Source organism: Bacillus sp. NMCC4 (assembly GCF_002998555.1).
Lineage (GTDB): Bacteria > Bacillota > Bacilli > Bacillales > Bacillaceae > Bacillus.
On the sequence record NZ_PVRA01000014.1, the window covers coordinates 38,282 to 57,467 of the forward strand.

The following is a 19,186-nucleotide window of genomic DNA, read 5'->3' on the forward strand; positions in this document are numbered from 1 at the left end:
GCAGACAAACCCTCGCATTCTTTGTCAGTCCTGTGCGCCGGTACTCACGAATGTCAAATTCGCTCCGTTCCGGTGCTCGTTCTTCCTAGACTGCAAAGGTTTTCTATCACGCTGAAAGAAGACAAAGGGCTAAAATAAAAATCATTTTAGCCCTTTGTCAATAATCTGAGCTCAGATCATTAGGATTTGAGCTTTTTTTCAATGGCGACCACAAAAGGCGGGTCGTTTTGAATATTCATGTATTGATATGATAAAACTTGTGCCTCTTCATGAGGAAGTGATCTGCAATAGTCAAGAAGTACTTCTTTTTCTCTTTTTCCTTCGGAGTGTCCATGGTAAATCACAAGGACGATCAGACCGCCGGGTTTAAGCCAGTCGAGGAGCTGCTCGATGGCTTCGATGGTTGTATGAGCCTGAGTGGTGACGGCTTTATCGCCTCCGGGCAGGTACCCAAGGTTAAACACCGCACCAGAAATATGTCCATAAACATCCTTTGGCAGGTGATGAGCCAGTTTTTCATGCCCATCGTGGATCAGATGAACGTAAGGATATCCCTCGCCAAGCCTTTTTCTCGTCTGCTGTAGGGCTTCCTCTTGTACGTCGAATGCGAAAACTTGTCCATCATTTCCTACAAGATCAGCTAAATAGCGTGTATCGTGGCCATTTCCCATCGTTGCATCAATGACGATGTCGCCTTTTTGACAAGCCCGTTCTAACAGCTCTTTACTAAAAGGGAGCATGCGTTTCAAAATCATTTGGCTGCTTCTTCCAATCTAACGAAACGTTTGCCTTGGTAGCTGTTACGTCTTTCGAGCTCAGCATTAATGGCATTTAGTACTTCCCACTTGTTTACACTCCACATCGGACCAACCATTAATTCAATTGGGCCATCCCCTGTAATGCGGTGAATAATCATTTCTGGCGGCAGGATCTCCAGTTGATCACAAACAAGCTGAACATATTCTTCCTGGCTTAGAAACTCCAATTTGCCTTTTTCGTATTGCTTGACCATTGGGGTTCCTTTTAAAAGGTGAAGTAAATGAATTTTAATTCCTTGCACATCTAAATCTGCGACAGCTTTTGCTGTTTCCATCATCATGTCCCGGTTTTCTAGAGGCAGTCCGTTGATGATATGCGAGCAGACACGAATTCCGTGTTTTCGCAGTTTTTCTACACCTTCTACGTAGCATTCATAATCATGGGCACGGTTAATGAGCATCGCTGTACGTTCATGAACCGTTTGAAGACCAAGCTCTACCCAGAGATAAGTGCGCTCATTTAATTCGGCTAAATACTCCACCACGTCATCTGGCAGGCAGTCAGGTCTTGTCGCAATAGATAAACCAACCACTCCATCCAGATTCATGACGGTTTCAAATTTTTCTTTTAGAACAGGAAGCGGGGCGTGTGTGTTTGTATACGCTTGAAAATACGCCATATATTTTCCGTCTTTCCATTTTGTGTGCATCCGGTCTTTGATTTCGTTAAATTGAGTGATGAGATCATCAGCCCGGTTTCCTGCAAAATCACCAGACCCAGCTGCACTGCAAAATGTACAGCCTCCGTGGGCTACAGTACCATCACGGTTTGGGCAGTCAAAGCCGCCGTCTAAGGCCACTTTAAATACTTTATGACCAAAGTGCTCTCGCAAATGATAGTTCCATGTGTGATAGCGTTTTTCGCTGTTTGAATATAAAAAAGGGTTATGCTGATCCAAGTCAGTAACCTCCTTGCGTAATAATAGGCATCCTTAAAGTTTAACAAAAATCATGAAGGAGGACAATTGAATCTGTCCAACATTTTCTTTAGTGAAAAAGCTTTACGTGGGCAAAATAGGCGGGAGCAATGATGAAATGGAGGGAATGCAAGATGGCAACAAGGCAGTCGATCGATGAATTTATCCAAAAAAGTACTGAAACCCTTGAGTTTGCAAATGAGCAATTTGATTTGAACTTACGCCAAGAGCATTATAATGAGGACGAATTTTCTAAGGCGCAGCTTATGCTTGAAGATGCGGTGAACGAATTAGAAAAATTAAAAGATGTCGCCAATGATCAGCAAAGAGAGCGATTAGACAGGGCGCGTGTTCAAATTCAAAGCTTGCAAAATCAAATGATTTTAGGTATTTCTTACGACAACGAATGATGAACAGATCCTTTTTTTAAGGGTCTGTTTTTTATTTTTTAAAAGGCTATTGACTTTTTGGCTGAGTGTCTTTATTGTGTTAAGTGTACTACAACAACTAATACACTAAAGACACTTAAAAAGTGAAGAAAGGTGTTCAACCATGAAAAAAGAAAAAAAACCAATCAATTTGAAGTGGATGGTGCTGGCTGTTGCGTTAGCATGTACATTTTTTTTCGTTCTCGTTTTCATTGGTTTTGAAGTTCAAAAAGATTTGATACCTAATTCAATCCCTTTAATGCAAGGGCATGAACAAGCGATAGGACTGCAAAAGCATGAATGAGGAAAGAGGGAGCCATCATGATTCAAATAGATCCACGAAGCGCTGCGCCATTATATGAACAAATCATTGAGCAGTTGAAAATTTTATGTCTAAAAGGTGTAATGAAACCTGGTGACAAACTGCCCTCTGTCAGAGAGCTCGCCACCATTATCATCGCCAACCCAAACACCGTCAGTAAAGCATATAAAGAGCTTGAGCGGGAAGGGATTATTGAAACACTAAGAGGCCGCGGTACGTATGTAACAGAAGGGGCTCAGTTAAAGCTGAATGAAGGGAAGGTGTTGGAGATGAAGGAGCAATTAAAACAACTCATTATAGAAGCTCATTATGCCGGTATTGATATTCAACAACTGAAGGAATGGATAGAAGAGATCGGCTCAAGTCTTGAGGGAGGAAAACAAGTTGATTGAGGTTAGAAATGTATCAAAGACATTAAATGGACGTGAAGTACTCAGTAACGTTTCCTTCAAAATAGGCGAAGGTGAGATCTTCGGTCTGCTTGGCAGGAATGGCTCAGGAAAAACAACACTTCTCCGCTTGATTCAGCAAATTCTTCTTCCAGATGAAGGAGAGATTTATTTTAAAGACGTGCTTGTGAAAGACCACCCGTTAGTGAAGCAAAATATTGTGTATATGCCAGTCGTAAATCCCTACTTTGACAGATACAATTACGGACAGCTTGTTCAGCTGTTAAAGCATATTTATCCGAAGTTTGACGTGACATATGCTAATGAGCTTGTGAACCGCTATGAAATTCCGGAAAAAGTGAAATATCGTGAACTATCGACAGGGTTAAAAAAACAGCTGTCATTAATTTTAAGCTTTGCGATCAAGCCAGCGGTGATTTTGTTAGATGAACCGACAGATGGAATTGATGCCGTCACAAGAAATGATGTTCTTCAGCTCATGATCGACGAGGTAGCGGAACGTGAAACATCAATTCTCATTACATCACACCGATTAGAGGATATTGAGCGTATGTGTAACCGAATCGGGTTTTTAGAAGGAAATCAGCTTACAAGTGTCATGGATCTAGATGAGTTAAAGAATGATTATGTCAAAATACAGATGGCTTTTGAAGAAGATATGAACTTGAGTATACGAAAAAATGGCGTTGCTATATTAGATCAAGCGGGCATTTTTTATACAGCGCTTGTTCTTAAAACCGATGTAGAGGCTAAAGAGTACTTGAAGTCGCTGCAGCCAAAAGTATGGCATGAACTGCCTGTGAATTTAGAAGAAGTATTCATTGCAAAGTTTGGAGGGAAACGGAGATGGTAAAGCGGCAATTATTATATAAGGAGTGGAAGCAATCAGAGCTGACATTTATTTTAGTGATGCTGGTTGCGGCGCTTGCGACGCCCTTATCCCTCCTAATGGGATATTCATCCTTTCAAACATGTTTAAAGGATCCCACATGTATTTTGGATACATCACATTTTTCCTATAGTTTTAAGAAAGATGCTTTTCTCGCTCTTTCATGGTTAATGGGAATCCTTTTTGCCATAATTCAGCTTGGCTTTGAGAGAAATAAAGGGCAAATGGATTTCACCTTAGCCTTGCCTTTTAGTAGAAGTACCATCTATCAGACAAAATTTTTCTTGGGTGCCGGGAACATTGCACTCATTCATGCATTCTCATATGCCTTAACTTACTTACTTATATTAGGCATCAAACCTGTTGAGACACCTGGATTTAACAGTATGTATTTATATGCTTTGGTGTCATCCTTGATGATATATGCCCTGTTTTTTGCAGCAGGCACTTTAACAGGAAGTGCAATTGCCCAAGCAATCGTTGCATTCAGTACAGCCATTTTACCTTTTTTACTAATTGGTCTACCATTGGTTCATTTAGAATTTATATTGAGAACAAATGGGGAGTGGGTTGATCAGTGGCTTAATCATATTATCTTGGCAATTTCTCCAATCACTTATATAGCTGAATTTAATCAGTATGAATATACGATTTGGTTCAGCGGTGAAGAATTCATCGTACCAATTGTCATGATGATTTTATTTTATTTCATTGGTTTGTTCAGCTTCATCAAACATCCAATTGAACGAAGTGGCCGTTTTTTCCTTTACCCAAAAATGGATAGGCCTATTCAAATTATGGTCATTGCTTTTGGTGTTTTAGGTTTTGGCTGGGGTGGATTCTCCTCAGACAATTCCATGTTTGGTTATATCGCTGGCATGATAATCGGCGGTGCTGTAGGCGCACTAACGAGTTATTTCTTAATATATCGAAAAAGATAAACAGAGAGTAGGGGAGTAGAGATGATTCAGGTTCAAGCGTTAGATCATGTGTTTAAAATTGGTAAAAAGGGCAGAGAGAATGAGATTCCTGTGCTGAAAGGGATTGACCTATCCATCAAAAGAGGCGATATTGCTTGTATTGTGGGACGGAGTGGTTCGGGGAAATCTACCCTATTGAACTTAATTTCAGGATATATTACGCCAACGAGCGGACAAATTGTCATTGATGGAACCGATGTGACCGGTTTTAATGAAAGAGAATGGGCGGACTTCCGCTTAGATCACTTTGGCTTTATCTTTCAAAGCTTTCAATTGATCGGGAGCTTAACGACGTATGAAAATGTTGAACTTCCGCTCACTTTAAAAGGTGTGAAGCCGTCTGAACGAAAGGCGAAAGTAAAAGAAATGCTGAAGCGAGTAGGCCTCGAACATCATGCAGGGCATTACCCGAATGAGTTGTCCGGCGGGCAGCAGCAGCGTGTGAGTATTGCAAGAGCCTTGATTTTAAATCCATCTATTATTTTAGCGGATGAACCAACAGGCAGTCTAGATTCAGAAACCGAAGGAGAAATCTTAGCATTTATCCAGCAGCTCAATCGTGAAAAAGGAATCACGTTTGTCATCATTACACATGACGATGAAGTCGCTTCAATCGCAGATACAACGTTCCAGCTTCATGATGGTGTATTAAAGAAAGGGGAACAGACCATTGAAATTTAGAGATCAGGTAAAATTCATTAGAAGAAACATGAAGAAAAATAGATTGCGTGTGTTTATGACCATTCTTGCGACGACAATGGCATGCTCTTTCTTAATCGTTCTAGCATCTGTCGGTTTTGGTTTGCAAAAATCGGCGCAAGATGAAATCATGAAACAGCAAATCATCACAGAAGTGAAAGTGTTAGGCAAGGAAAAAGGTGACGTCAAGGTTGATGATTTAAAGAAATATGATCATGTGAAATCTGTCGTCTCAAGAACAGCGATCAATCCATCGGTTAACGTCGAGCTCGATGACCGCTCAAGTGAAACGCAGGCTGCTCTGACCGATATGAAAGAGGAAAAAGAAGCAGGGCTTGAACTAGACAGAGGGAAAGTCCCAACATCAGCAAACGAAATTGTGGTTGGGTACCATATGGCAGAACAACTGTGGACAAAAAAAGAGCGCAAAGCCTATGAAAAAGAATTAAATCAAACGTCAAACGGTGAAGAAGAACCAAAAGAGCCAAAAGGCTACACGAAAGATATTTTAAATAAAGTGATTCAAATCAAGGTACCAAAACTCAACGAAGAAAATGAAGTCGTCAAAGAAAAAACATTTGATTTCCGTGTAGTAGGAGTCATGAAAAAGCCAAATTTGGAGTGGCAGCAGGATCATAAAATTCTCATTCCGAATGCGTATGAAAAGGAATTTGGTCAAATACTTGATCTATCTCCTGAAGCAGGAAATGTCGAGAAAATGACCTCTGTCTATGCAGATAAATTCGACAATGTCGGTGCACTCACGAATAAGCTGACAGATGAGGGCTACCAAGTCATCTCTGTGACGAATCAGCTCGAAGGTATGGATATGTTCTTTACTGTCTTCAAAATTGGACTCATTTTTGTCGGCTGTATCGCAGTCATTATTTCTGCAATTGGTATTTTTAATACGATGACAATGGCAGTAACAGAGCGAACACAAGAGATTGGGATTATGAAAGCCATTGGTGCGAATCCATCGATTATCAAGCGAATGTTCCTCATGGAAAGTGCTTATATTGGGGTGATTGGGTCGATCATCGGTATTATCATCTCATATATCATTAGTTTCGCCGTCAATTTAATCATTCCAGCCATTTTGTCGTCCATGTCAGAGGGAGGGTCAAGCGATCAATTCTCGATCACCTTCTCCTATATTCCGCTCAGCCTTGTGATCACAGCAACAGTGATTAGCGCAGGGGTAGCGATCCTTTCAGGGCTCAACCCAGCACGCAAAGCAACAAAAACGAATGTATTAGCAGCATTAAGAAGAGAAATCTAATAAAAGAACCTCCTTAGACACCCGATGGGGCTGACAGGAGGTTCTTTTTTTCGTGACACATGGCTATTGCTTAGGTGCCCGGTACCCTGCACGCTCTGCTTCTTCTACGGAGCAAAACAATTTGGTTACATTTTTGGTTCTAGAGTAGTATCTGCTGCTCGGTGTGTGATAAATACCGTTGACACTTCCTTTGATGTTACAGGCTGCAGATTCTTTTTTTGTTTCCTTCTGTGATTCATGACCGCCTGTACTATTTCCTTCATCTTTAGGAGCGGAGCGCTGAACAGTGGAAGACTTCGTATCGCTGCTGCTTTTCTTGTTCTCTTTTTTGAGTGTTTCATTGCTTGAGGCAAGCTTGTCTATTTTCTCTTCAAGCACTTGAATGGTCTTTTCTTGCTTTTTGACTGTTTCTTTTTCTGAGGTGATGGTTTCTAGCTTTTTAGCTAGTTTTTCTTTATCCTTTGTGGCGTCCTCTAAAGAGGCGGTAAGCTCCTCTTTATCAGCTTTTAAGCGCGTTATGTCAGATGTGAGCTGCTTTTGATCCTTTAACAGCTGTTCTGAAGATGGATCTGCTTGTGCCTTCGGTGCATCTGTGGCAGCAAACGGTAATGACATAATGGAAAAGACGAGACCGAAGATCAAAAAAGGATAAAATAGTTTCTTTGAAAAGATATGCTCGTTCTGGTGTTTGAGTAATAAGAAATTGACGGCATATCCTATGGCGAAACAAACAAATAAAAGACCTATGATGAGTAACATCATCATCTAGAAGCCCCCCTAAATCTTTATTTACTCCTATCATACCTCATTTTTCCATTTTTAGGGGCGGTTTAACTAAAAAAGCCCTGTTTACACAGGGTTTTCAGCTAATGTTAATCCTTTGATTGCTTCCTTAACCGTCAAATATGTGATCGTATCCTGGAAATCTGTATCCAAGTCTTTCATTTTCATCGCAAGCTGCGGTTTGATCCCTGTGATGATCAGTTCGGTTCCAGTTAAACTGAGAAGATGATGCAGCTTGAAAATGCGTCCTGCAACGGAATCATCGACATCGATTAAGCCAGAAAGATCGACAATTAAATAATCATCCTTTGAATCATCTAATATACAAGTTAACTTCGCAACAATGGCATCAAAGCGTTCTTCAGATAGTTTTCCAATGAGTGGTAGAGCAGATACACCATTTTTGATTGGGACGATTGGCGTCGAAAGAGAGGTGACTTCCTGTAAGGAATCTTCTAGGAGTTGTTCATATTCTTTCTGTTTCGTAATATCCTTTTGAAAGCCAATGAAAAATGTTTTATCATCTTGTTCAATGTATAGAGGATCTATATTGAGTTCATTCCAAAAAAAAGTACCGTCTTTTTTATAATTTTTTAGCTGTGTGGTAATAGGTATTTTATTCTGTATTCCATGACGTATTAAATCAAGCTGCTCTTGATCTGTGTCTTTTCCTTGAAGGAATCGACAATTACGCCCAAGAATCTCATCTGGTTTGTATCCAGTCATGTGTGTAAAGCCATGGTTCACATAAATGATAGGGTTATCCTCTAAAGAAGGGTCTGTAATGACAACACCGATCCGCGCATGATCTAGCGCTTTTTTTATGAGTTCAAGCTGTTTTTGCAAGCCGAAGATGTTCGAGCTGACCATATTACCCTCCTTTGCTGCTACTAGCAGACATATCAAATGGCTGTCTTTTCAACCAAAAGTATTCCTTAATAACGTAACATAACATATGTTCTGTTTCAATGATTGCAATGGCTTTGTTAAATTTGTCATCATAGTTTGTCCTCCATTAGAATATAGTAAGTAAGGAGACTTTTCTTTAGAAAAAGAAGGAATCAATTGCTCATAATTCATAAAATGACAAAAATAGTTAATATGGATTAGGTAAAAATGATTCCAATGCATCAAGATTGTTTTTGGGTCATTCACATATAATGGAAGAAACAAGCTTTTTTTCTTCGTTAGAGAGAATAGACCTTTTACATGGATTATGACGGAACAGCAGAATGGCATTACAGGGGGCTGGACAGCCTGAAGTCGCTTTACTATTCTAAGGGCTTTAGGAAGGTGATGAAAATGCTGCAACAAGTCATTATTGCTTGCGCCATTGGAGGGGTCATGGGCATTCTCGGTCACGTAAAGAAAAAAGGCAGGCTAGAGAAGCCCAGAATGACAAAAAAGTTTATTTATTTAGGGTTTATTGAAGATTGGCTCGTTGGGATGATTGCCGCTACACTGCTTGTCTTATCCTCAAATCCCGATTCTAGTCTGCACTTGGTCATCTTATCAATTATTTCAGGTTACGGAGGAGAAGCAGTTCTGCGAAGCTTTGATTTTGTAAGAGAACAGCGTTCACAGGATGCAGACTCCAACCGTCATAACCGATCTCCACACGAATAATATCCTCTACTTTACCCTGATCTAGGGTACATTCCCATTGTATACAAACCTGCTTGCACTTATGATCATAATTCTATAAAATACTACTTAGATGACGGTTACGATAAGAACAGTGAAGAGGAGTAGTAGGAAAGCAGTATTTGTCTTTAGAGAATTGACGGCTGGTGAAAGTCAATCAAATCTGCTTCTGAACTCGCCTCAGAGTTGCAGTTGCGTTAAAGCTTCTGTCGCATGTCTGCGTTAAAGATATTAAGTGAGCGTACAAACAGAAAGTGACGCTAACAAGGGTGGTACCGCGGGAACCAAAAAATCTCTCGTCCCTTTCCAGGGATGAGGGTTTTTTTGTTGATTTTAGAAAAATCTGAATTCTTGCAGTGGTCATCTGAGCAGATACAGCCGTACATATTAAAGGAGGTTTTCACATTGAGTTTTCAGCATCGGGAAATTGAAAAGAAGTGGCAGGATTATTGGCTGACACATAAAACATTCGCCACATCTGACTCGGAAGATAAACCAAAGTTCTATGCGCTTGATATGTTTCCATACCCATCAGGAGCAGGGCTTCATGTCGGGCACCCTGAGGGCTACACAGCAACGGATATTTTATCACGCATGAAACGTATGCAGGGATATGATGTTCTTCATCCAATGGGATGGGACGCATTTGGTCTTCCAGCAGAACAGTATGCACTAGATACAGGGAATGATCCAGCGGTCTTTACAGAAGAGAACATCAATAACTTCCGCCGCCAAATTCAATCACTAGGATTCTCATATGATTGGGATCGAGAAATCAACACGACTGATCCGAATTATTATAAATGGACACAATGGATTTTCTTGAAATTGTACGAAAAGGGATTGGCGTATATCGATGAAGTACCAGTGAACTGGTGCCCGGCGCTTGGTACAGTTCTTGCAAATGAAGAAGTCATTGATGGAAAAAGTGAACGCGGAGGGCATCCAGTTGAAAGACGTCCGATGAAGCAATGGATGCTGAAGATTACGGCATATGCGGACAGGCTGTTAGAAGATTTAGAAGACATTGATTGGCCTGAAAGCATCAAAGATATGCAGCGTAACTGGATCGGACGTTCAGAAGGTGCACACGTTCATTTCGAAGTAGAAGGACATGACGAACAGTTTACTGTTTTCACAACGCGTCCGGATACATTATTTGGTGCAACATATGCGGTACTTGCACCAGAACATGCACTTGTTGAAAAAATTACAACAGCTGCTCAAAAAGAAGCAGTCGAAGCATATATCAAAGAAATTCAATCAAAGAGCGACTTAGAGCGGACAGATCTTGCAAAAACGAAGACGGGTATTTTCACAGGCGCTTATGCCCTCAATCCATTAAATGGTGAAAAGATGCCGATCTGGATTGCAGATTACGTGCTGGCTACTTATGGAACAGGCGCGATTATGGCGGTACCTGCCCATGATGAGCGTGACTATGAATTCGCCAAAACATTTGATCTTCCAATCAAGGAAGTTGTAGAAGGCGGAGACATTGAAAAAGAAGCTTACACAGGTGATGGAAAACACATTAACTCTGATTTTCTCAATGGATTAGGAAAAGAAGAAGCGATTGAAAAAGCCATTGCATGGCTTGAAGAACATCAAAAAGGTGAAAAGAAAGTCACCTATCGTTTAAGAGACTGGCTATTTAGCCGCCAGCGTTACTGGGGTGAGCCAATTCCAATTATTCATTGGGAGGACGGAACTTCTTCAGCCGTTTCAGAGGAAGAGCTTCCACTGATTTTGCCTAAAACCACTGAGATTAAGCCAAGTGGTACAGGTGAATCACCTTTAGCCAATATCAAAGAGTGGGTTGAGGTTGTAGATCCTGTAACAGGTAAAAAAGGACGCCGTGAAACCAATACAATGCCGCAATGGGCAGGCAGCTGCTGGTATTTCTTACGTTATATTGACCCGCATAACTCAGAAGAGCTTGCATCTCCTGAGAAGCTAAAGAAATGGCTTCCTGTTGATGTATATATCGGCGGAGCAGAACATGCTGTACTGCATCTTCTATATGCGCGCTTCTGGCATAAGTTCTTGTATGATATCGGTGTTGTTCCTACAAAAGAACCTTTCATGAAATTGTTCAACCAAGGAATGATTCTTGGAGAAAATAATGAAAAAATGAGTAAATCAAAAGGGAACGTTGTCAATCCAGATGATATCGTAGAATCTCATGGTGCGGATACATTACGACTTTATGAAATGTTCATGGGACCTTTAGATGCATCAATCGCTTGGTCTGAAACAGGACTTGATGGTGCTCGCCGTTTCCTTGATCGTGTATGGCGTCTATTCACAAATGAAGATGGCACAATCAGTGATAAAGTGACGGAGCAAACTGGAGGAGCATTAGAACGCAGCTATCATGAAACCGTGATGAAGGTAACGGACCATTATGAAGGCCTGCGCTTCAATACAGGGATCTCACAATTAATGGTGTTTATCAATGATGCCTACAAGGCTGATACACTGCCGAAAGAATATGCGGAAGGCTTTGTGAAACTTCTTTCTCCAATTGCACCGCATTTAGCGGAAGAGCTTTGGAATAAACTTGGTCATGAAGAGTCTATTTCTTATGAAGCATGGCCGCAATATGACGAGTCAAAGCTTGTCGACGATGAAGTAGAAATTGTCGTACAGTTGAATGGAAAAGTGAAAGCAAAATTAACCGTTCCTGCTGATGCAACAAAAGAACAGTTAGAAGAGCTTGCGAAAAATGATGCACGCGTAAAAGAACAGCTTGAAGGGAAAACCATTCGCAAAGTGATTGCGGTTCCTGGGAAGCTTGTCAATATTGTTGCGAACTAATGATGACACCCATCGGTATGAACCGGTGGGTGTTCTTTATTTCCCGGGACATAATTTTGTCGAAAACAAGGTGATTACTTCATCGACCTCGTATTTTAACAGGTGATCAAGAAAATGAGGAGTGACGTGAATGGAAAAGGAAAGCAAACGTGAACAACTGCTCAGTCTGTTAGGAGAAATGCCAGAACGCCATCGCGTGGAGGCATATACGTTAAAGATCGAGGAACGTGAATCGTATGTAGTCGAAACACTCATTCTTTCGATTCATGGTGTAGAGGAAGTGCCCGCTTATTTTGTAAAGCCAAAGGATACGGTGAAAAAAAGACCTGTTGTGCTGTTCCAGCACTCTCATGGCGGGAACTACGTGGATGGGAAGGAAGAGCTGATCAAAGGTGCTCATTATTTGCAAGCGCCTTCATATGCGAAAGAGTTCACATCAAAAGGCTATAGTGTCCTGGCTATCGATCATGCAGGGTTTGGTGAGAGAAGAGGAAGAACAGAAAGTGAAATTTTTAAGGAGATGCTTTTAACAGGAAAAGTGATGTGGGGCATGATGCTGTATGAAAGCATGTGTGCGATTGATTATGTGCTGTCTCGATCTGATGTGCTGCCGGACCGGTTAGCTGTTTTTGGAATGTCAATGGGAGGGCTTCTTTCCTGGTGGACTGCTGCGCTTGATGAGAGGGTCAGTGTGTGTATTGATCTTTGCGCACAGGTCGATCATCACACATTAATTGAAACGAACAATTTAGACAGGCATGGCTTTTATTACTATGTACCAAGCTTAGCAAAGCACTTTACAGCAGCTGATATTCAGGAAATGATTTTTCCAAGGCCGCATTTAAGCTTAGTGGGAAAACTTGATCCACTCACGCCTGCTGAAGGCGTCGGACGCATTCAAAAGGGATTGAGCCAAACCTATCAAACTGCTTCATTGAAAGAACGGTATCAGCTTGTTGGTCTTCATGCAGGTCATTTTGAAACAGCGGCTATGCGTCACGAGGCCACTCGATTTTTGAAAAAGTGGCTGTAATCCATAAAGGCTTGGACATACTACGTCAAAAGAAAGGAGGAGACAGATGAAAAAGATCACGATCATTGGCGGATGCGGTGTGATAGGCCGTATATTAACAAAAGCGCTCTCTTCTGAGTACGAGATCACCATCATTGATCAAACGAGTTGTGTAAAAGGAGCCATTTTAGCAGATGCAGCGAATGAACAGGAATTATATGAGGCGATTCCGAGAGATACAGATGTCATCATGCACCTTTTAAACATGGATATGACGCATGATGTGATGAATCTTGAGGAGTTTGAAAAAATGAATGATATTTTTTGGAGGAGCTCCTATTATATGTTTCGATCAGCTGTACGTCTCGGCATACGAAAAGTCATTTTTGCAAGCAGCAATCATGTGACCGATCGTTATGAAGAGGGTGGCCGCTCCTTACTAGGGCGAAATATTACAACAGACGATGTGCCAGCGACTAAAAATGTCTATGGTATTTTAAAATTTGCTTCAGAACAGCTAGGCCGTTTGTTCCACGATCAAACGGGAATGTCTGTTATCAATTTACGGATTGGAACGGTTGTGACAGATGAGATGGAGGCATTACACAAGAAACGAAGAACGAAACGAACACTTCTGTCACATGAAGATCTTATAGGGATGACAAAGGCAGCGATTGAAACGACCGTCCCCTTTGGGACATATTATGCCGTATCAGAAAACGAAGAAAAGCCCTGGTCTACGGAAAAAATAAAGCAGGAGTTAGGCTACAGACCTGATGTGAATACGACGGAAATCCTAGAAGAAAATGATCAGGCATAGGGCATAATCATGTCATTAGCTGATGATCTTATTCTTTTGTTTCATGAGCATAAAAGCACGATTGACATGATCCATTCAGTTGGTCTGTCAAGATGATTATAGACGCTTTCTTCCCCCGTTTGTTACATTTTAATCACGATATCGTCACAGGCTGCAGCTTATTTTCGGACGAAATGATAACGCTTTCAAAGAAAGGGCGTGATGAACATAGATCGTTCTATTAAAGGCCGATTGTTCAACTTATTTAATTACTCTTTTCTACTCATGTTCGCATTAATATGTGTGCTTCCGTTCATCCATGTCATTGCAGCCTCTTTTGCTACAGTAGAAGAGGTCATCACGAAGAAGTTTATCTTGTTCCCGACCACGTTTTCTTTAGAGGCCTATCGATATATTTTCTCTACGGATATTGTGTATCGCAGCCTCATTGTGTCCATTCTTGTGACGCTCGTTGGAACAGCTGTCAGCATGTTTTTGTCCTCACTCATGGCATATGGGCTGTCTCGTCAGGAGCTAAAAGGCCGGAGAACATTGATGTTTCTCGTTGTCTTCACGATGTTGTTTAGTGGAGGTATGATTCCGACGTTTATTGTGGTGAAAACACTTGGTCTGCTTGATACCTATTGGTCACTTATTCTACCGGTTGCGATCAATGCGTTCAATTTAATCATTTTGAAAAACTTCTTTCAAAACATCCCGGCAAGCCTTGAGGAATCAGCGAAGATGGATGGCTGTAACGATTTAGGGATTTTCTTTAAAATTGTGCTGCCACTTTCTTTGCCAGCTATTGCGACCATTTCACTTTTTTATGCTGTGACGTATTGGAATACGTACATGACCGCCATCCTGTATTTAAATGATTCAGTGAAATGGCCGATTCAGGTGCTGCTAAGGCAGATTGTCATTGTCTCAAGCGGAATGCAGGGAGATATGTCGGATATGGGATCATCCACACCACCGCCAGACCAAACGATTAAAATGGCTGTCATTGTGGTAGCGACCATTCCAGTTCTGCTTGTCTATCCATTTATTCAAAAGCATTTTAACAAAGGGGCATTACTAGGTTCTGTAAAAGGTTAAAAAGATGGAACAACGGAGGGATCTTATGGGGAGAAAGAAATTATGGTTGATTGCGTTTGTCCTGTTATTTGCAGCAAGCGGTATTCTATCCGCATGTTCAAGCAAAGGAACAAGTTCATCAGATGAAAAGGTTGATTTAGATAAAAAGGTAAAGCTGACCTGGATGGCTATTTTGTATCATCAGCAGCCGCCGAAGGATTCCGTCATAAAAGAGATTGAGAAGCTCACAAATACAGAGCTTGATATTACATGGGTGCCTGATGCCGTGAAGGAAGACCGTTTAAATTCCGCACTTGCCGCAGGGAATCTGCCGCAGATTGTCACGATTCAAGATATTAAGAATTCGTCTGCTATTAATGCGTTCAGATCAGGCATGTTCTGGGAAGTCGGTCCGTATTTAAAGGATTATCCAAATTTAAGTAAGATGAACGAACTGATTAATAAAAACGCCTCTATAGACGGTAAGCTTTATGGCATTTATAGAGAGAGACCACTTTCAAGACAAGGAATTGTCATTCGAAAGGATTGGCTTGAAAATTTAAATTTGGATACACCAAAAACACTGGATGATCTTTATGAGGTAGCTAAAGCTTTTACTGAAAAAGATCCGAATCAAAACGGAAAAGCGGATACAATTGGCTTTACGGATCGGAACGATTTGATTTATGGGGCATTTAAAACACTCGGTTCATATGAGGGAATGCCGACAGACTGGAAAGAAGAAAACGGCAAATTCACGCCAGACTTCATGACAGATGAGTACATGAATACAATGAAATACATGAAGAAACTGCGTGACAATGGCTATATCAACAAAGACTTCCCTGTTACAAGCAAAACACAGCAGCAGGAATTATTCTCACAAGGAAAAGCAGGGATCTATGTTGGGAATATGGTAGACGCAGTGAACTTGAGAGATGACGCGACAGATAAAAACATGGAAGTAGATATCATCAACCGAATCAAAGGCCCAGATGGTAAAGAACGTGTGTGGGCATCAGGTGGTCATAATGGCATCTTTGCATTCCCTAAAACAAGCGTGAAATCAGAGGCAGAATTAAAACGGATTTTGGCCTTCTTTGATCGCATTGCAGAAGAAGATGTATATGGTCTCATGACGTACGGTATTGATGGCGAGCATTATAAGAAAGAAGAAGGGAATACATTTGTCAGAGAAGAAAGCCAAGTGAAAAGCTGGCAGACAGACGTACAGCCGCTTGTCAGTCTAGTAGGAATTGATAAACGTTACTTGAAAAATAAAGGAGATGCGGTTCGTACAAAATATGAAGAGCTAGAAGAAGACAATCAAAACATCATCGTCGCCAATCCTGCTGAAAGCCTGTATTCAGAAACAGCCTCAGAGCGAGGAAACGAATTGAAAAAAATCATCGATGATGCGACCTATAAGTTCATTCTTGGAGACATCAGTGAAGATCAATTTAAGAAAGATGTAGAGAAGTGGAAATCAAACGGTGGTCATAAAATCATAGAAGAATATGAAGCTTCCTTTAAAAAATCAAAATGATCAACATAAACACCCCCGCACAGTTAAAAAGCGGGGGTGTTTTTATTAAAAGTCAAAGTTGTCTGGGTCTGGACCGATACGTTTGTTTTCATTTAAGTCAGAAAGGCGCTTCATATCCTCATCAGATAAGGCAAAATCAAATATGTCTGCATTTTCTTTTAAACGATGGGCTTTCGTTGATTTTGGAATGGTGATGACGCCTTTTTGCACATCCCAGCGCAAAATAATTTGAGCAGGTGTTTTGCCGTATGTGTCCGAGAGCTCTTTGATCACCGGATGATGAAGCAGTTCCCCCTGCATTAGCGGTGACCAAGCTTCCATTTGAATGCCATGTGTGTTCAAATACGTAAAGAGTGTTTCCTGCGTCAGTTTTGGGTGAAACTCCACTTGATTGATAGCTGGTTTAATGTCTGCATCTTTTAATAGCTCGTCTAGGTGATGCGGCTGGAAGTTGCTCACTCCGATGGCTCTGACTTTTCCTTCACGATACAAGGTTTCCAGTGCACGCCAAGCTTCTTTGTATTTTCCTTCAACCGGCCAATGGATTAAATACAGATCAAGGTAGTCAAGCTGAAGTTTTTTCAAGCTTTCCTCATATGCTTGTAGGGTGGATTCATATCCTAAATCGGCATTCCACACTTTTGATGTCACAAAGAGGTCTTCGCGGCGAAGTCCTGTTTCTGCTAGACCAATTTGTATGCCTCGTCCAACCCCTTCCTCATTGCCATAAATAGCCGCTGTATCAATACTGCGATAGCCTAATTGAATGGCTGTTTTGACGGCGTCTATTAATTCTGCGCCATCTTCAACCTTGAATACACCAAGACCAAATCCTGGCATGTGGATCCCATTGTTTAATGTTTTTGTACTTTGTAAATGGTTCATATTGAAAACTCCTTTAGATGGTTTGATTTTGTTCTTGTTGTTCCATTCGAAAACTAATCATCGTGAGAATTGCTGCGAGAAGGACCATGATGCCGCCGACCCAGCCTGTATGCACAAGCCCAAGAGTATCTGTCACGATGCCGCCTAAAAATGAGCCGATGGCGATACCGGCATTAAAGGCAGCGATATTCATAGCGGAAGCGACATCGACTGCTCCTGGTGTGTATCTTTCTGCAAAGTCAACGACAGCTACCTGCAATCCAGGAACATTCATGAAAGCAAACAGTCCCATCAGCATGACGGTTCCAATGCCTAGCACCGTGAATCCAGCAGTCAAGCTAAGGGTAAACAAAATGATGCTTTGGATGATAAACATGTAAATCAGTGCTTTCATTGGCTGCTCATTAGCAGCCTTTCCGCCAATGACATTTCCGGCTGCGATCGTGATCCCGTATAAAAGCAGGATCAAGGCCACCGCCCCAGGCGCAAGACCTGTCACATGCTGTAAGAGAGGGGATAAATACGTAAAGACGACAAAGGTTCCTCCGTATCCTGTTGCTGTAATGACAAATAGAAGCAAGATTCTTTTTGTTTTTAATAAGACAGCTTGATCCTTAAATGATGTTTTCACGCCTTGCTTTAATTGAGATGGAACAAGAAAATAGTTGGATATCAGTGCGATCAGACCAATGATGACAATCACACCAAATGACGTCCGCCAGCCGAGCTCATGGCCAAGAAACGTCCCAAATGGCACGCCCGTCACAGTAGCAACTGTTAATCCAGTGAACATAAAGGCAATCGCACTTGCCCGTTTTTCTTTCACTACAAGGCTTGCAGCAATCGTAGAGCCGATGGACATAAAGATTCCATGGGATAAGGCTGAAATGACCCGTCCGATTAATAGCACTGAAAAAGTCGGAGCAATCGTGGCTAGTGTATTTCCAATCAAAAAGACGAGCATAATGAGCAATAGCAATGTCTTTCTTTTCATCGTTGAAGTCAGAGAAGTCAAAATAGGCGCGCCGAATGTCACACCAAGTGCATATAAAGAGACGGTCCAGCCCGCCTGGCTGACGCTCACTCCAAAGTCCTCTGAAATCATCGGCAAAAGACCGACACTAATGAACTCAGTGGTTCCTATAGCAAAAGCACTAATGGCTAGTGCGAGAAGGGCAAAGTGGTTTTGCTTTTTCTTCATGAATAAGTGTTCACATCCTTCTATGATGACATTTTGATAGACGAAGCCGATCGGCAAGAGTTATTATCTAACATAGATGACGAAAAAAAAAGTACGTACTTTTTTGTAATATAGGTACTAAAAAGTGCCTGTTCGCACAAAGAGGAGTGAGGATTTGATGGAAAAGAAAAAATATAATATCTCAGTGGAAGCGACCCTTGAGGTCATTGGCGGGAAGTGGAAGTGCGTGATTTTATGTCATTTAACACATGGAAAAAAACGCACGAGTGAATTGAAGCGGCTCATGCCAAACATCACACAAAAAATGCTTACACAACAGCTGAGAGAGCTTGAAAGTGATGGGGTGATTAACCGAATTGTGTATGAGCAAGTACCGCCTAAAGTGGAATATGAATTAAGTGAATACGGACAGTCGCTCGAAAGAATTCTGAATGCGCTTTGTGATTGGGGAGCAGCTCATATTGAACGTGTGTACGGAGAGCCGCTTTCAGTGCTGGAAGACAGCATTTTAAATGAACAATTTAAATAAAAAAGTCCCGCTTCCGGGACTGACCCCCGTTTTTGAGACAGGGATCAAAACACCTTTATACAGCCAATTGCCGATAGTTTATCGGTGATTGGTTGTTTAGTTTCGTTTGAATACGAATGTTGTTATAATAATAAATGTATTC

21 protein-coding genes and 1 other annotated feature are annotated in these 19,186 nt (G+C 41.3%); of the genes, 14 read left to right on the forward strand and 7 right to left on the reverse strand.

Annotated features, from left to right (window positions below; translation table 11 throughout):
* Positions 1-179: 179 nt before the first annotated feature.
* The gene (mnmM, locus tag C6Y02_RS18390; RefSeq protein WP_060597056.1) at positions 180-755 is read right to left on the reverse strand and encodes a tRNA 5-(aminomethyl)-2-thiouridylate-methyltransferase MnmM; all 576 of its coding nucleotides are present in this window, start codon (positions 753-755) and stop codon (positions 180-182) included.
* Positions 752-1,717 (reverse strand): tRNA modification radical SAM protein MnmL/YtqA, encoded by a 966-nt coding sequence (mnmL, locus tag C6Y02_RS18395; protein WP_003217704.1) that lies wholly within the window; start codon positions 1,715-1,717, stop codon positions 752-754. Before mnmL ends, mnmM begins: the two co-directional genes overlap by 4 nt.
* A gap of 152 nt (positions 1,718-1,869) precedes the next feature.
* On the opposite strand from mnmL, the gene C6Y02_RS18400 reads away from it, so the two are divergent.
* The 7 genes from C6Y02_RS18400 to C6Y02_RS18430 all read left to right on the forward strand — a co-directional run bounded on the left by C6Y02_RS18400 (position 1,870) and on the right by C6Y02_RS18430 (position 6,745).
* On the forward strand, positions 1,870-2,145 hold the full coding sequence (locus C6Y02_RS18400; RefSeq protein ID WP_034665376.1) for a YtzC family protein: 276 nt from the start codon (positions 1,870-1,872) through the stop codon (positions 2,143-2,145).
* A 142-nt stretch (positions 2,146-2,287) separates the two neighbouring features.
* Positions 2,288-2,467: a hypothetical protein gene (locus tag C6Y02_RS18405; protein WP_034665379.1), complete on the forward strand. Its 180-nt coding sequence runs from the start codon at positions 2,288-2,290 to the stop codon at positions 2,465-2,467.
* 17 nt (positions 2,468-2,484) lie between these two features.
* Positions 2,485-2,877: a GntR family transcriptional regulator gene (locus C6Y02_RS18410; protein WP_034665384.1), complete on the forward strand. Its 393-nt coding sequence runs from the start codon at positions 2,485-2,487 to the stop codon at positions 2,875-2,877.
* Positions 2,870-3,748: an ATP-binding cassette domain-containing protein gene (locus C6Y02_RS18415; protein ID WP_003217564.1), complete on the forward strand. Its 879-nt coding sequence runs from the start codon at positions 2,870-2,872 to the stop codon at positions 3,746-3,748. The genes C6Y02_RS18410 and C6Y02_RS18415 overlap by 8 nt, the downstream gene beginning before the upstream one ends.
* On the forward strand, positions 3,742-4,725 hold the full coding sequence (locus C6Y02_RS18420) for an ABC-2 transporter permease (RefSeq protein ID WP_106031926.1): 984 nt from the start codon (positions 3,742-3,744) through the stop codon (positions 4,723-4,725). Before C6Y02_RS18415 ends, C6Y02_RS18420 begins: the two co-directional genes overlap by 7 nt.
* A 21-nt stretch (positions 4,726-4,746) precedes the next feature.
* Entirely contained in the window at positions 4,747-5,445 is a 699-nt protein-coding gene (locus tag C6Y02_RS18425) for an ABC transporter ATP-binding protein (RefSeq protein WP_106031927.1), read from the forward strand.
* Positions 5,435-6,745, forward strand: a complete 1,311-nt coding sequence (locus tag C6Y02_RS18430) for an ABC transporter permease (protein WP_106031928.1) — start codon at positions 5,435-5,437, stop codon at positions 6,743-6,745. Before C6Y02_RS18425 ends, C6Y02_RS18430 begins: the two co-directional genes overlap by 11 nt.
* 63 nt (positions 6,746-6,808) lie before the next feature.
* Here C6Y02_RS18430 and C6Y02_RS18435 read toward each other — a convergent pair whose 3' ends face one another.
* On the reverse strand, positions 6,809-7,510 hold the full coding sequence (locus tag C6Y02_RS18435) for a coiled-coil domain-containing protein (RefSeq protein ID WP_106031929.1): 702 nt from the start codon (positions 7,508-7,510) through the stop codon (positions 6,809-6,811).
* Between the two features lie 84 nt (positions 7,511-7,594).
* Positions 7,595-8,398, reverse strand: coding sequence for a YtvA family blue-light photoreceptor (gene ytvA, locus C6Y02_RS18440; protein WP_034665400.1), 804 nt, complete (start codon positions 8,396-8,398; stop codon positions 7,595-7,597).
* Positions 8,399-8,824: 426 nt separating this feature from the next.
* Between ytvA and C6Y02_RS18445 the strand changes: the two genes are divergently transcribed.
* From C6Y02_RS18445 to C6Y02_RS18470, 6 genes are all read left to right on the forward strand, one after another.
* Complete coding sequence (locus C6Y02_RS18445; RefSeq protein ID WP_223249904.1) at positions 8,825-9,154, forward strand: DUF4257 domain-containing protein; 330 nt, start codon at positions 8,825-8,827, stop codon at positions 9,152-9,154.
* Positions 9,155-9,257: 103 nt separating this feature from the next.
* Positions 9,258-9,479, forward strand: a binding site (T-box leader).
* A 98-nt stretch (positions 9,480-9,577) separates the two neighbouring features.
* A complete protein-coding gene (gene leuS / locus C6Y02_RS18450) occupies positions 9,578-11,992 on the forward strand; it encodes a leucine--tRNA ligase (protein WP_106031930.1) in 2,415 nt (804 codons plus the stop codon).
* A gap of 130 nt (positions 11,993-12,122) precedes the next feature.
* Positions 12,123-13,025 (forward strand): dienelactone hydrolase family protein, encoded by a 903-nt coding sequence (locus C6Y02_RS18455; protein WP_066030522.1) that lies wholly within the window; start codon positions 12,123-12,125, stop codon positions 13,023-13,025.
* A 46-nt stretch (positions 13,026-13,071) separates the two neighbouring features.
* The gene (locus C6Y02_RS18460) at positions 13,072-13,824 is read left to right on the forward strand and encodes an NAD-dependent epimerase/dehydratase family protein (RefSeq protein WP_066030523.1); all 753 of its coding nucleotides are present in this window, start codon (positions 13,072-13,074) and stop codon (positions 13,822-13,824) included.
* Positions 13,825-14,043: 219 nt separating this feature from the next.
* Positions 14,044-14,904, forward strand: coding sequence for a carbohydrate ABC transporter permease (locus C6Y02_RS18465; RefSeq protein ID WP_087976618.1), 861 nt, complete (start codon positions 14,044-14,046; stop codon positions 14,902-14,904).
* A 25-nt stretch (positions 14,905-14,929) separates the two neighbouring features.
* Positions 14,930-16,429, forward strand: a complete 1,500-nt coding sequence (locus tag C6Y02_RS18470; RefSeq protein ID WP_106031931.1) for an extracellular solute-binding protein — start codon at positions 14,930-14,932, stop codon at positions 16,427-16,429.
* Between the two features lie 45 nt (positions 16,430-16,474).
* On the opposite strand, the gene C6Y02_RS18475 is transcribed toward C6Y02_RS18470, so the two are convergent.
* Entirely contained in the window at positions 16,475-17,314 is an 840-nt protein-coding gene (locus C6Y02_RS18475; RefSeq protein ID WP_106031932.1) for an aldo/keto reductase, read from the reverse strand.
* Positions 17,315-17,327: 13 nt separating this feature from the next.
* A complete protein-coding gene (locus C6Y02_RS18480) occupies positions 17,328-18,515 on the reverse strand; it encodes an MFS transporter (protein WP_066031743.1) in 1,188 nt (395 codons plus the stop codon).
* Positions 18,516-18,672: 157 nt separating this feature from the next.
* On the opposite strand from C6Y02_RS18480, the gene C6Y02_RS18485 reads away from it, so the two are divergent.
* On the forward strand, positions 18,673-19,044 hold the full coding sequence (locus C6Y02_RS18485) for a winged helix-turn-helix transcriptional regulator (protein ID WP_003217763.1): 372 nt from the start codon (positions 18,673-18,675) through the stop codon (positions 19,042-19,044).
* Between the two features lie 55 nt (positions 19,045-19,099).
* On the opposite strand, the gene C6Y02_RS19195 is transcribed toward C6Y02_RS18485, so the two are convergent.
* The coding region (locus C6Y02_RS19195; RefSeq protein ID WP_133257282.1) for an IS3 family transposase at positions 19,100-19,186 on the reverse strand (87 nt) is incomplete at its 5' end.

Bases quoted from the DNA above. Each gene is read 5' to 3' on its own strand.
- mnmM (WP_060597056.1), bottom strand. From the start codon at position 755: ATGATTTTGAAACGCATGCTCCCTTTTAGTAAAGAGCTGTTAGAACGG.
- C6Y02_RS18400 (WP_034665376.1), top strand. From the start codon at position 1,870: ATGGCAACAAGGCAGTCGATCGATGAATTTATCCAAAAAAGTACTGAA.
- C6Y02_RS18405 (WP_034665379.1), top strand. From the start codon at position 2,288: ATGAAAAAAGAAAAAAAACCAATCAATTTGAAGTGGATGGTGCTGGCT.
- C6Y02_RS18410 (WP_034665384.1), top strand. From the start codon at position 2,485: ATGATTCAAATAGATCCACGAAGCGCTGCGCCATTATATGAACAAATC.
- C6Y02_RS18420 (WP_106031926.1), top strand. From the start codon at position 3,742: ATGGTAAAGCGGCAATTATTATATAAGGAGTGGAAGCAATCAGAGCTG.
- C6Y02_RS18425 (WP_106031927.1), top strand. From the start codon at position 4,747: ATGATTCAGGTTCAAGCGTTAGATCATGTGTTTAAAATTGGTAAAAAG.
- C6Y02_RS18435 (WP_106031929.1), bottom strand. From the start codon at position 7,510: ATGATGATGTTACTCATCATAGGTCTTTTATTTGTTTGTTTCGCCATA.
- ytvA (WP_034665400.1), bottom strand. From the start codon at position 8,398: ATGGTCAGCTCGAACATCTTCGGCTTGCAAAAACAGCTTGAACTCATA.
- C6Y02_RS18445 (WP_223249904.1), top strand. From the start codon at position 8,825: ATGAAAATGCTGCAACAAGTCATTATTGCTTGCGCCATTGGAGGGGTC.
- C6Y02_RS18455 (WP_066030522.1), top strand. From the start codon at position 12,123: ATGGAAAAGGAAAGCAAACGTGAACAACTGCTCAGTCTGTTAGGAGAA.
- C6Y02_RS18460 (WP_066030523.1), top strand. From the start codon at position 13,072: ATGAAAAAGATCACGATCATTGGCGGATGCGGTGTGATAGGCCGTATA.
- C6Y02_RS18470 (WP_106031931.1), top strand. From the start codon at position 14,930: ATGGGGAGAAAGAAATTATGGTTGATTGCGTTTGTCCTGTTATTTGCA.
- C6Y02_RS18475 (WP_106031932.1), bottom strand. From the start codon at position 17,314: ATGAACCATTTACAAAGTACAAAAACATTAAACAATGGGATCCACATG.
- C6Y02_RS18480 (WP_066031743.1), bottom strand. From the start codon at position 18,515: ATGAAGAAAAAGCAAAACCACTTTGCCCTTCTCGCACTAGCCATTAGT.
- C6Y02_RS18485 (WP_003217763.1), top strand. From the start codon at position 18,673: ATGGAAAAGAAAAAATATAATATCTCAGTGGAAGCGACCCTTGAGGTC.